Raw genomic sequence first — 11,269 nt, 5'->3', positions numbered from 1 at the left:
AGAAAACTAGGGGCGATTCAGTGATGGATACTGCGCCGGCCATATAGGTTGCGCAGCTGGTTGCGCCGGAGACTCTGGATCACCATCAACTTCAGGTGGTTTTTTTGACAGTTTTGCCGGTGATTCTAGCGATTGCGGCGGTGGTTGTGGCGGTGATTGACTCTGTAAATACTAATTTGATAAGGAAATACCAATGAAACGTACTTTATTAATAATTCTTGCAGCTTTTGCCGTTACTGGTTGTGCTGCGGCTAGATATACTTTGGTTTCTAGATGATCTACATAATTACAATCGTTGTTTTCTCCGTATACCTTTTGTTAATGAAGAAAAAGAAAAGTATTTCGGCTTATGTAGCAATGATTAGTTTTTTAACTGCTTACGGTCGATACGTTTTTCAGAACTTTGATAATTGGTATAAGGAATATCAGTGGAACAGAATGGCTCAAGAAAGCGATGGTACTTTGACTTACTCATTTGTCGCTCATGCGATGGAGCCTAGCTTAGCTAATCCGGTTTATCTTGATCACGTCATAATGCAAGCAAACTACTCTGCATGGTGGATTATTTGGCCTGTATTATTTTTTGTTCTTTTTGCTTTTTCAAAGTATATTTTTCGAGAAAATTGAGATTTTAATTTCGCCAGCATAGGGCATCTATGGTTCTTATGTTAAATTTCGAGTTCTAGTTAGCTGTTTGCCAATAAGAGCAATCACTAACTTCACGAGGGCATATTATGAGTATTGAAACCAAAGAAACTGAGTCGGAATGCTCGGTTAATCAGGGCTGTGATGCGATTGAGTTGATTATTCAACCTCGTGCAAAAGATCTCGGTGGATTTTCGGTTCGTCGTACTTTGCCGACGAAAGAACGCAAAATGGTTGGACCGTGGATTTTCTTTGATCATATGGGCCCTGCGAATTTTCCGGCTGGCTCTGGCATCAATGTTCGTCCTCATCCGCACATCAACTTGGCCACGGTTACTTACTTATTCGAAGGTGAAATATTACACCGTGATTCATTAGGCAGTTATGCCACCATCACGCCGGGCGATATTAACTTAATGGTTGCAGGGCGCGGCATCACGCATTCTGAACGGGAACGGCCAGAAGTGAAGGATATTTATCATACCTTGCACGGGCTGCAATTGTGGCTGGCTCTGCCAGAAAAAGACGAAGAAATTGAACCGGCTTTTTATCATTATCCTTCAGCGTCTATTCCAGCAACGACCGTCGATGGTGTGCCGTTGCGGGTATTGATGGGCAGCGCTTATGGCCTAACGTCACCGGTGTTAACCTACGCAGAAACCTTATATGTCGAAGCTCATCTGCAAGCGGGGCAAACGCTAGCATTACCCAACAGCGAAGAGCGGGCTATTTATGTGGCCAAAGGCAGTTTGAAGATCAAAGATAGTGTTATTCCTGAATTTGCCATGGTTATCTTGTCAGCCGCTGATGGTGTGGTGATTGAAGCCGCAGAAGAATCAAGAATTGCCTTAATCGGCGGTGAAAAAATGGCTAAGCGTTACATCGAGTGGAATTTTATTTCTAGCCGTAAAGAACGAATTGAGCAGGCTAAGCAAGATTGGATAGCGGGTGATTTTCCTAAGGTCGTTGGCGACGAAGAGGAATTTATTCCCTATCCCAGTTGATCACTGATTCGGATTTTTATCATATTTTGTAACTATGCTTATATTTTATGGAATTGATTGTCTAATTAATTCCATTTTATTTAGAGTGTTTTCTTTAACATCTAGTTCTATTTTTAGATCACATTCTTCTGCCATCCATACCACTAATCCCGCCATTACTAGCTTGCTCATACCAGTAACTATCATCTTGGGATTAAGAATGTGTTAACGAGACATTAGTTGACAATTATCAAGTGTTCATTGCCCAGTAGGAGTAGGTTGAGTTTTCAACGCCAATATTCGGGATACCGCAATGAAAACTCAAAAACTGCTCAATGGTTTACTAATCGCTAGTTTACTTTCTATTCCTGCACTTTCTATGGCAGCCATGGATGGCAAAGGCTCTGGTGACATGGATAAAATCAAAGCTATGTCTAAAGATCACGATATGATGCGAGACAAAACATCGGCACATGACGCAGCGATGGATCGCGATCAGAGTAAGGATTACTTAAATGACGGTGCTGCAATTTATGGTTATCAAATGATGAATAACGCTGAAGTTAAGCAGTATCGTGAAAGTCTGCGCGCGGCAAAAACCAAAGAAGAGCGTTTAAAATTAATGATAGAACATCGTAAAGAAATGCAGATGCGAGCTAAAGAGAAGGGTGTAGAGCTGACAAACGAGGAGTAAGTTGTGTCGGGGCAATGTGCAGTTTTACGCAGAATTCAAAGTGATTTGTCCTTGATATGCAAGTTGGCTGTCATTGCTCTTAGCTTATTCTTGGTTGGTGCTCCTGTGCAGGCCGCCGTATATGTGACGTCGGGAATAATGTACACCGAGTGGGATGATACCGCCGGTTCTTCAGAATTGGCGGTGCCAGTACGTGTAAGAAAAACCGGTAGTAATTATTCAATTTCTGCGGGTAGTTATTGGCTAGAGGCCGATGAATACAGTGGTGCCGGCGTCTTTATTGATGTGCAGATGTCTTCACAGTAATCGCTTCGCATCAATTTCGTACTAATCCAGCTGCTTTTTAAAGCGCATCGATGCCACAATTAATCCCAAAACAGTGAACCCCGCCAGCCATAAGGCATCCTTCGATAGTTCGGTAATGGCGGCATCACGCAGCACTACGGCGCGAATCATGCGCATAAAGTGTGTTGCCGGTAGTGTTTCAGAAATCCATTGTGCTGGTATCGGCATGGCTTCGTAAGGGAACATAAATCCCGACAATAAGATCGACGGCATAAGTAAAAATACCGTCATTTGCATCGCTTGTAGTTGAGTTTTGGCGATGGTCGATATCACTAATCCAAGCGTTAGGCTTGCGAAAATAAACAACAAATTAGCCGTTAGTATTGACGTCATTCCGCCTCTTATTGGCACGTCAAATACAAGGTGGCCCATGATTAAGATAATACCGACTTGAATGAGCCCGACTAATACATAAGGGATGATTTTGCCTAGCATAAGCTCAAATGACTTTACTGGCGTTGCAATTAAAAACTCCATGTTGCCTTGCTCACGCTCTCGTACGATGGCCGCCGACGTGAATAAGATCATGGTCATGGTTAGAATAATGGCCAGTAATCCGGGCACTATATTAACAACGCTGCGCTGCTCGGGATTAAAGTATTGTACGGTTTCAAAGGTTGGGACACTCAGGCTCGGTGTTCTATTGGCCAGAGCATCGAGTGGCATTTGTCGCAAGCTACGCAGGGTGCTGGCTATCATCGTATCTGAACCATCGACCAGCCATTGGCCTATAGGGCGAGCGGTTGGTGATGACTTTCCGGTAAATGCAGGGTGCGATACTAAGCGCTGAGCAAAATCCGGCGGTAAATACAGCACCGCTTTTAGTTCTCCGTTGGTTATCGCTTGCTCTGCTGCGGGTATGGAATCGTACACTCGCGTAAAACTCACCACTTGAGAGGCATTTAGCTGTTGAAGGATATCGCGGCTGTACGATGTATGGCTCATGTCCACCACGCCCGCAGCAATATGGCGTACATCGGTGTTGATGGCATAGCCAAACAGCATTAGCTGCATGAGTGGAATCATCACGATCATGCCAAACGTCATACGGTCACGGGATAGCTGTCGCAGTTCTTTTACCGTAATGGCACGAGTCCGGGAAAGTGAGCGCGACAGTGAGCGGAAAACAGTGGCGAAGAATGATTTAGCCAACACGATGACCTCCAGTACTGGCAACGAATACATCTTCTAGACTAGGTCGTACTCGTTCGATACTACGACCATCTATTTGCTGAGTTAACCATAGCTCTGGGTCTGTTACCCAATCGTGAATAAGCACACGCAGGCGTGTGCCTAATTGAGCCGTAGAAAGTACTTCGGGTTGCGCTACGAGATGATTCTTCAGTGTACGTAAATCGTCGCCCGAAACTTCAATTACAGTAACCTTCATGTTTTCCATGAGCGATTTTGGAGTGCCGTCGGCGCGTTTGATGCCATTTTCTAAAATGGCGAGAGCATGACAGCGTTCTGCTTCATCCATGTAGTGGGTCGATACTAGTATGGTGGTGCCACTGTCGCTGAGATCGAATAAGCGCTCCCAAAATTCACGGCGATTTTCTGGGTCTACCGCGGAGGTGGGCTCGTCTAAAAACAGTAGGTCGGGTCTATGCAGTGTGGCGGCAGCCAAAGCTAAACGCTGTTTTTGTCCGCCACTTAGTGAGCCTGCCATTTGTTTTTCGCGGTTTTCTAGTCCGTATAAGGCAATTAATTCATTAACTCGTTGTTTGCCAATCTGGCCATGAAAATCATAGATGCTGGCAACAAAATTAAGGTTTTCACGTATGGTTAAATTATCGTAAAGGGAGAATTTTTGCGTCATGTAGCCTATGCGCATACGCAGGGCTTCGGCTTGCTGCGGCAAGGCGCTTCCCAAAACATTAATATCGCCCGAGGTTGGTATTAATAAACCGGTTAACATACGAATAGCCGTCGATTTACCGCAACCATTCGGCCCAAGAAAACCGTAAATACTGCCGCTAGGAATAGCTAAGTCGAGATTATTTACTGCGGTTAAATCACCAAATTTTCGAGTCATACCATGGGTTTCTATGGCGAAATCTGCGCTCTTAGAGCTCACGGCAGCATAACCTCAACAACGATGCCATCGGGAATATTTTTGAGTGTATCTATTGCGGATGGTGCAAAAACAATGTCCGTTAAATGCATTAAATTCGCACGGTCGCGTTGGTTTAATGCGTTATAGGGCGTAAATACCGGATCGGCACGAATGTTTCTGATTTTTCCGGTCAGCTTAGTACCATTAATGTCGACGTTTAATTCGCTGCCAATATGTAATCCGGCTAAGCGATTTTGCGGTAAATATACGCGCACAAACGGGTCGTTGTCGGACATTAGCGTGAGTAATACCGTTCCTATACTGACGCGATCGCCAACATGCCATGGTGATATATCAATACGACCTGCAATCGGAGCTTTAAGAGTAAGGTCATCACGTATTTTTTGTTGAGCTTCGAGCGCTGCTTGAGCCGCGGCCAGTATGGCTTGCGCTTGGGTAATTTGTTCTGGGCGCGTGCCATTGGTTAATTGCAGTAGGCTTTCTTCTGCTTGTTTCAATTGCGCAGCGGCAGAATCTCGCTGAGCTTTAGCAGAATCCAGCTCAGCTTGGCCTATCAATCCTTTCTGACGTAAAGCCTTGGTGCGTTCTAGACGCTGTTCGGCATCTAATAAATGGGCTTTCACTTCGTTGACTTGCGAGCTAGCACGCAGGCGCTCTTCACTGCGAGCGCCCGCTTGCAGTTCGGCTAACTGAGCGCTTTTTGCAGCGACATCGGCTTGCAGCTGCCTGACTTTTGCGTCGGCTATTTGGGTATTTAATTGTAATAGAATATCGCCTGCGGCAACGGTCTGGCCTTCGCTCACTTTGATGGCGCTGATAACTTCGCTAGCGGGCGCGCTAAGGGTGATTCTATCTCGTTCTAACGAACCTAGCGCCCGTCCACTGGTGTCTGAGGTACAACCTGAAAGAGCGACAATGATAAGAATAATGCAGGCTTTAATCATCTTCATTGTGAACTCTCTTTGGGGATAAATAGCCCTCGGGAAATGAGCTTAGTATTGTGTTTTGCGATTGTGTCTAAAGTCGATTCGTTGATGGTGAAACCGAGTACTTTGAGTAGAACGGTTGGCGCTATTAACGGAAATACCATAAGACTGGCAAACGAAAGCCGAGCGAGATCAGGATCGATGTCTTGTCGCAGTTGCCCGCTATTGACCATGGTATTTTGCAGCCAGATCCGGGCTTTTCCGATGACTTCGCTGAATATGCGCGCCAACACAGCGAAAGCATCACTGTTCGGACTATCGTTTAATACGCGAAAGATCAGTTTGGGAAGTGCTGGATTAGCGCCCAAAATTCGGTAATACGTGGATATTAATGTTTCTAAATCCATTTGATCTTTATTTTGCTGAGACTTATTAGCCTGAAGAACGGCAACGATTGGCGCGATGGTTTCTCGCACCATGGTTTCAAACAAGCCTGCCTTATCGCCAAAGTAGTAACGAATCAGCGAGGAATCAACGCCTGCCGTGCGCGCAATTTGTCGAATCGAAACTTGCTCATAGGGCGTATGCAGAAACAACTCTCGGGCGGCTTGTGTTAGTTGCTCTCTGGCTTTAGAAGCCCCTTTCGGGCGGCCGGGAAGGCTTTTCATAGGTCCAGACTCTATATTCATCAGTTGGTGAATATCTTAGGCCGCTATAGACGAGAATGGCAGCAGTATAATTCTGCAATTAGTAAAAAATGATGAATTGCTCGCTCACGTGCTGAATAATCCCTATGAGCAATGACCGAATCGGGAGCGCAGCAATGAAAAAAGTAGGCGTCGTTAAAGAGATCTGGCGTTATCCCGTTAAGGGAATGGCTGGAGAGCTATTGCAGGAATGTAGTGTGGGAGCCCAAGGTCTGAGTGGTGACCGAGTGTGGGCACTACGTGATACGGCTCGCCAAGAAATCCAAAGCTGTAAATTTAGACCGGAATTATTAACCTGTACTGCTAAGGTAAAGAACGATCTAAAGACCCAGCAGTATATTCAGGTTACTTTTGCTGATGGTTCTACGTTGAATAGCAACAATCCCGATATTCATCAACGCCTGTCAGAGCTTGTGGGGCATGACTCCAAACTAGAGTCGTTGAGACCTTTATCCGAGGTGGATTTTTATCGTCGCCACAAGCTTGATGATCATACTTGGCTGGACGAATTGAAAGCGACGTTTAGCCGTGAGCCGGGTGAACCTCTGCCTGATTTCAGTTCATTTCCTCAACAAGCGCAGGATTTTGTCACCGTACCGGGGACATTTTTTTTAGTGACGCCATTTCATATTATTACCACCGCGACAATGGAGCATTTTAACAAACTGTTGCCTGAAGCGGATTGGGATATACGCCGTTTTCGGCCCAATATCGTTATCGACACCACAGGTTATGACGATGGTTTAGCCGAGCAAAATTGGATTGGCAAACAAATAACCATTGCCAATTCATTGATAGATTGCACCGCGACAGCTCCACGCTGCGGGGCGGTAACACGCGTGCAAAACGGGCTCGATTTTGATAAATCTATGCTACGAACCATTGTGAAAGAGGCTGATCAAAATCTCGGAATTTACGGCAGTATTAAACAAGAGGGGATTTTGCGAGTAGGGGATGCCGTGTATATTTTAGATAATTAAAAGTACCAGTTACAAGCTATTAATAAGCTCGTAACTAGGTTATCTATAAATATATTCAGCCGTGAATTGGATATTATTCAACAGGGTTGGTGCATTCACTGTTAGTAGGCTCGAATCGACAGCGAATTTTACGCGCTAAACGCAGCATGCTGGCATCATAGTAGCCTTCATCGCGTAGCTTAATACGAATATCTTGATAAATTTTGCTTTGCTTTTTCGTTTCGGCTTCTGACATGGGAATCCAAAAATCTTCTGATATCACTCCGTTGAGTTCTTGAGTGAAACGTTGGGAATAGGTATCGAATTTAAATAGAAAGTCTTCACGTAAGATTTGAGCTATTCCTAAAGGAAATAATTCGGTGCGGCCAATTAACTGTAACGTAGATTGCGATATACTGTTGGCAAATGCTCCCTTATTACGACTGTCCTGACTATTGCCGGCAACTATGTAGGGCAGAGCTGGCGATATCATGGCGTCTACGTTGCCATTCACATAATTTTTTACTGACTCCATTAAAGTACCTTTGATTGGAGTCGCACCTGCGGCATCAATAATTGCTTCCATGCCAGGATTACTAGCATGAACGCCAATTTGCTTTTGCTTTAGTGAAGCTAGAGTTGTGTATGATCGGTCATTTACGAATACGTAGCTGCCACCAACGGTTGCCATACCCATTACAGTGTATTGGTCGTTAGTTAAGCTTTTTCCCATTTTGGGATCGGCTAGTACTTGAGATAATAATTGCAGATGTTCACTTTCTGGTAGGGCTCCAACTGCTTCTATGGTTGCAGAAAATTTATTGAATTGAGCAACTAAAGCACCGCGGATAAGTATAGCGTCGCATGTTTTTTCAGTTAAAAAGTTGTTAATGAGTTCTTTTTCGTTTTGAAAAATAACGACGGATAGATTCATTCCATAGTGCAGGGAACGCAATACTTGATCGTTTACCGTCGCTGCTATCGGTCCAGTCCTTCCTATAGGGTCCCATGCGCAAAACGTGCGCTTTATATGTCCTTCAGCGAACATATCGCTATGCAGTTCTTTTATCGCATGAATACGTTTTTCCAAAGGTATGTTCGGATTTACGACGGTAGATTCTAAGCGTGCCTTCTTTTTTGCATCCAGTGAACTACTGGATGCATCTACCCCAAAAGCTGATGAAAAATATAAAACGGTTAATAATATGGCTATTTTTTTTATGATTGTCATTCCGTTACCTTATCGTATCCATATTTATGTTTAGCAGTTTATTTCGCTTTATCGGTTGGCGAATAATTACGCCTTACGCGATCGTACATTTTTGCCTTTAATGGGCGTATTTTCTAAGTGTTGCAGCGCAGCATTGCAGGCATTGCGTTTAACGGCGACGTAAGTCACTTGTTCTAAAACGTCGATTTTTCCAACTTCGGCACCGGTTATACCGCCGTTTTTAGTAAGGGCACCAAGTACGTCCCCTGGGCGCATTTTGTGGCGACGACCGGCTGCAAGTGCAAGGGTTATCCACTCTGGTCGCTCGATATCTGCGGGAACTGTGCTTAACTCATCGGCGCTCATGCTGTTTACTTTTTGCCCTATTTGCTCGGCAATGGCATCGCGTTTGTAGGCTTCTTTATTGGTGGTTAGGCTAAGAGCAAGTCCTTCTTTACCGGCACGGCCCGTACGACCAATGCGATGGACGTAGACTTCAGAGTCGCGTGGTAGCTCGTAGTTTATTACCGCAGGCAAATCGTCGACATCAAGGCCGCGAGCAGCAACGTCGGTCGCCACCAATATTGCGAGGCTGCCTTGGCGAAAGCGCACCAGTACGCGGTCGCGATCTTTTTGTTCTAAATCACCGTGTAGGCCCAGCGCGCTGTAACCTAAATCACGTAGGTGCGTGCAGACTTCATGGGTGGTTTGTTTGGTATTACAAAAAATCACGGCTTGCTGGATACCAAAATGGGCAAGCGCACGTTCGAGAGCGCCTAAGCGATCATCACGGTCGCATTCAATAAATTGCTGTTGGATGGTGTGCGCAGTATGCAAGGATTCAACGCGAATGCTGACCGGATTGTTTTGGTATTGGCGGCTCAGTGCTTCTATGTTCTCAGGGTAGGTCGCAGAGAACAGCAGGGTTTGGCGATTGTGCGGTGTCTCTTGCACTATGCTGTCGATATCGGCAGCAAAGCCCATATCCAGCATACGGTCGGCTTCATCCAGCACTAAGGTATTGATTTGGCTGATATCCAGAGTTTGCTTGCGCAGGTGATCGCAAATGCGGCCTGGGGTGCCGACAACGATGTGCGCGCCATGTTCTAGCGAGCCGATTTGTGGGCCAATCGGCATGCCGCCGCATAAGGTCACCACTTTAATGTTTTGTTGAAAGCGCGCTAGCTTACGAATTTCAGTCGCTACCTGAGTCGCCAGTTCGCGAGTAGGGCACATGATCAAGGTTTGTGCGCCAAAGAAGCGTGGATTAATGCGGCTCAGCAAGGCAATGCCAAAGGCAGCGGTTTTGCCACTTCCAGTTCGGGCTTGAGCCAGCACGTCTTTGCCTTCCAGCGCAGCGGGCAACGCCTGCTGCTGAATTTCGGTCATTTGCTCGTAACCCATTAGTTGCAGGTTATCGAGTTGTTCTTGAGGTAATCCCAAGCTAGCGAATGTTGATGCGGTCATGGTTGGCCTGTGTGTTTGGCTAAGTTGGGTTTGCTATTGTTCTTTATTGGCTGAGCGACGCGTCAGTACCACACCGGTTTCGATGTGGTGCGTGTACGGAAATTGATCGAACAGCGCAAAGCGTGTGATTGTATGCGTTTTGCACAGTTCCGTCAGGTTTGCGTGCAAGGTATCGGGATTACATGAGATGTAGATGATGTTGTTGTATTCGCTGATTTGGCGCACGGATTCATCATCAAGGCCTGCGCGCGGCGGATCGACCAGCACAGTGTCGAAGTTATAACTGGTTAAATCGACATCGCCCAAACGGGTAAAAGTGCGCTCGCCGCGAATGGCTTGCACGAATTCCTCTGACGATAAACGCGCAATAATCAGATTGTCCAACGCATTATCGCGAATATTGATTTGGGCTGCAGCGACCGATGTTTTTGAAATTTCGGTAGCTAATACGCGATCATATTTATCGGCTAAGGCGACGGAGAAGTTGCCATTACCGCAATACAGTTCTAATAAATCGCCGCTAAAGGCATCCGAGGCCGAGCGTGCCCAGCTCAACATTTGCTGATTTAAGCCGCCGTTGGGTTGCGTAAATCCGCCTTCAATTTGGCGGTACTGAAAGGCCTTGCCATCGACTTGCAGGGTTTCATTAACGTAATCGCGCTCTAATACCAATTTTTGTTTGCGCGAGCGCCCAACAATTGGAAAGCCTAAACGTTGTTGCAGAGCTTCGGCTTCTGCCTGCCATGCTTCGTCGAGTTTTTTGTGATAAATCAGGGTAATCAGTGCATCACCACTCATGGTGGTGAGAAATTCGACTTGGAATAATTGACGACGCAGCAATTCGTTTGGCTGAATTTCGACCAGCAATTGTTGCATCAAACGATTAATGAGTTGCGATGCAATGGGGAATTCTTTGACTTCGTAGGCTTTACTCTTATTACCGGGCTCAAACATGGCGTAGTAACAACGATCCCCTTCGTGCCACAAACGAAATTCAGCACGCAGGCGAAAGTGGCTTGGTTCGCTGGCATGAACTTCAAGTTCTGGTGGTTGAAACTCTGCAAATAGCTGGCGCAGGCGATCGCTTTTTTCATCGAGCTGAGCGGGATAGATACTGGTATCTAGGACGTTGAAGTCGTGCTGTTTGTCTTCGGCCATACTCATACGAAACGTAGCCCTGTGTCGGCGTGGCGGGTTGGGCCGAGTATTATACGCATAGAGGCGTCGCTTGCATCTTTCCGCTTGGTTTTTGATCG

General features: G+C 45.9%; 13 protein-coding genes. 6 read left to right on the top strand and 7 right to left on the bottom strand.

Annotation, left to right across the window (positions count from 1 at the left end; genetic code table 11):
- The first annotated feature begins 193 nt into the window (after positions 1-193).
- The 5 genes from UXZ23_RS15610 (at position 194) to UXZ23_RS03090 (ending at position 2,628) form a co-directional block, all read left to right on the top strand.
- Entirely contained in the window at positions 194-277 is an 84-nt protein-coding gene (locus UXZ23_RS15610) for a lipoprotein (protein ID WP_414491455.1), read from the top strand.
- Positions 274-627, top strand: coding sequence for a hypothetical protein (locus UXZ23_RS03105; protein ID WP_320819189.1), 354 nt, complete (start codon positions 274-276; stop codon positions 625-627). The genes UXZ23_RS15610 and UXZ23_RS03105 overlap by 4 nt, the downstream gene beginning before the upstream one ends.
- Positions 628-734: 107 nt before the next feature.
- A complete protein-coding gene (locus tag UXZ23_RS03100; protein WP_320819188.1) occupies positions 735-1,649 on the top strand; it encodes a pirin family protein in 915 nt (304 codons plus the stop codon).
- A gap of 292 nt (positions 1,650-1,941) precedes the next feature.
- Positions 1,942-2,322, top strand: coding sequence for a hypothetical protein (locus UXZ23_RS03095; RefSeq protein ID WP_320819187.1), 381 nt, complete (start codon positions 1,942-1,944; stop codon positions 2,320-2,322).
- Between the two features lie 3 nt (positions 2,323-2,325).
- Complete coding sequence (locus tag UXZ23_RS03090) at positions 2,326-2,628, top strand: hypothetical protein (protein ID WP_320819186.1); 303 nt, start codon at positions 2,326-2,328, stop codon at positions 2,626-2,628.
- A gap of 21 nt (positions 2,629-2,649) precedes the next feature.
- Here UXZ23_RS03090 and UXZ23_RS03085 read toward each other — a convergent pair whose 3' ends face one another.
- Genes UXZ23_RS03085 through UXZ23_RS03070 form a run of 4 tightly spaced genes read right to left on the bottom strand, consistent with a single transcriptional unit; the run spans position 2,650 to position 6,338 of the window.
- Positions 2,650-3,822, bottom strand: coding sequence for an ABC transporter permease (locus UXZ23_RS03085; protein ID WP_320819185.1), 1,173 nt, complete (start codon positions 3,820-3,822; stop codon positions 2,650-2,652).
- Complete coding sequence (locus tag UXZ23_RS03080; protein WP_320819184.1) at positions 3,812-4,744, bottom strand: ABC transporter ATP-binding protein; 933 nt, start codon at positions 4,742-4,744, stop codon at positions 3,812-3,814. The genes UXZ23_RS03085 and UXZ23_RS03080 overlap by 11 nt, the downstream gene beginning before the upstream one ends.
- Positions 4,741-5,694 (bottom strand): HlyD family secretion protein, encoded by a 954-nt coding sequence (locus tag UXZ23_RS03075; protein ID WP_320819183.1) that lies wholly within the window; start codon positions 5,692-5,694, stop codon positions 4,741-4,743. Before UXZ23_RS03075 ends, UXZ23_RS03080 begins: the two co-directional genes overlap by 4 nt.
- Positions 5,691-6,338 (bottom strand): TetR/AcrR family transcriptional regulator, encoded by a 648-nt coding sequence (locus UXZ23_RS03070; protein ID WP_320819182.1) that lies wholly within the window; start codon positions 6,336-6,338, stop codon positions 5,691-5,693. Before UXZ23_RS03070 ends, UXZ23_RS03075 begins: the two co-directional genes overlap by 4 nt.
- A 155-nt stretch (positions 6,339-6,493) precedes the next feature.
- On the opposite strand from UXZ23_RS03070, the gene UXZ23_RS03065 reads away from it, so the two are divergent.
- The gene (locus tag UXZ23_RS03065; RefSeq protein ID WP_320819181.1) at positions 6,494-7,357 is read left to right on the top strand and encodes an MOSC domain-containing protein; all 864 of its coding nucleotides are present in this window, start codon (positions 6,494-6,496) and stop codon (positions 7,355-7,357) included.
- A gap of 73 nt (positions 7,358-7,430) precedes the next feature.
- Here the strand turns inward: UXZ23_RS03065 and UXZ23_RS03060 are convergent, their stop codons facing one another.
- The 3 genes from UXZ23_RS03060 to trmA all read right to left on the bottom strand — a co-directional run bounded on the left by UXZ23_RS03060 (position 7,431) and on the right by trmA (position 11,177).
- The gene (locus UXZ23_RS03060; RefSeq protein WP_320819180.1) at positions 7,431-8,567 is read right to left on the bottom strand and encodes a putative solute-binding protein; all 1,137 of its coding nucleotides are present in this window, start codon (positions 8,565-8,567) and stop codon (positions 7,431-7,433) included.
- 66 nt (positions 8,568-8,633) lie between these two features.
- Positions 8,634-10,013 (bottom strand): ATP-dependent RNA helicase DbpA, encoded by a 1,380-nt coding sequence (gene dbpA, locus UXZ23_RS03055; RefSeq protein WP_320819179.1) that lies wholly within the window; start codon positions 10,011-10,013, stop codon positions 8,634-8,636.
- Positions 10,014-10,046: 33 nt separating this feature from the next.
- Positions 10,047-11,177 (bottom strand): tRNA (uridine(54)-C5)-methyltransferase TrmA, encoded by a 1,131-nt coding sequence (gene trmA, locus UXZ23_RS03050; RefSeq protein ID WP_320819178.1) that lies wholly within the window; start codon positions 11,175-11,177, stop codon positions 10,047-10,049.
- Positions 11,178-11,269: the final 92 nt, after the last annotated feature.

Source organism: Thalassolituus sp. (assembly GCF_034111725.1).
In the GTDB taxonomy this organism is placed as follows: Bacteria; Pseudomonadota; Gammaproteobacteria; order Pseudomonadales; family Oceanobacteraceae; genus Thalassolituus.
Note: the sequence above shows the minus strand (reverse complement) of the source record. Positions and strands in the feature narration are given on the sequence as shown.

Bases quoted from the DNA above. Each gene is read 5' to 3' on its own strand.
- UXZ23_RS15610 (WP_414491455.1), top strand. From the start codon at position 194: ATGAAACGTACTTTATTAATAATTCTTGCAGCTTTTGCCGTTACTGGT.
- UXZ23_RS03105 (WP_320819189.1), top strand. From the start codon at position 274: ATGATCTACATAATTACAATCGTTGTTTTCTCCGTATACCTTTTGTTA.
- UXZ23_RS03100 (WP_320819188.1), top strand. From the start codon at position 735: ATGAGTATTGAAACCAAAGAAACTGAGTCGGAATGCTCGGTTAATCAG.
- UXZ23_RS03095 (WP_320819187.1), top strand. From the start codon at position 1,942: ATGAAAACTCAAAAACTGCTCAATGGTTTACTAATCGCTAGTTTACTT.
- UXZ23_RS03075 (WP_320819183.1), bottom strand. From the start codon at position 5,694: ATGAAGATGATTAAAGCCTGCATTATTCTTATCATTGTCGCTCTTTCA.
- UXZ23_RS03070 (WP_320819182.1), bottom strand. From the start codon at position 6,338: ATGAAAAGCCTTCCCGGCCGCCCGAAAGGGGCTTCTAAAGCCAGAGAG.
- UXZ23_RS03065 (WP_320819181.1), top strand. From the start codon at position 6,494: ATGAAAAAAGTAGGCGTCGTTAAAGAGATCTGGCGTTATCCCGTTAAG.
- UXZ23_RS03060 (WP_320819180.1), bottom strand. From the start codon at position 8,567: ATGACAATCATAAAAAAAATAGCCATATTATTAACCGTTTTATATTTT.
- dbpA (WP_320819179.1), bottom strand. From the start codon at position 10,013: ATGACCGCATCAACATTCGCTAGCTTGGGATTACCTCAAGAACAACTC.
- trmA (WP_320819178.1), bottom strand. From the start codon at position 11,177: ATGAGTATGGCCGAAGACAAACAGCACGACTTCAACGTCCTAGATACC.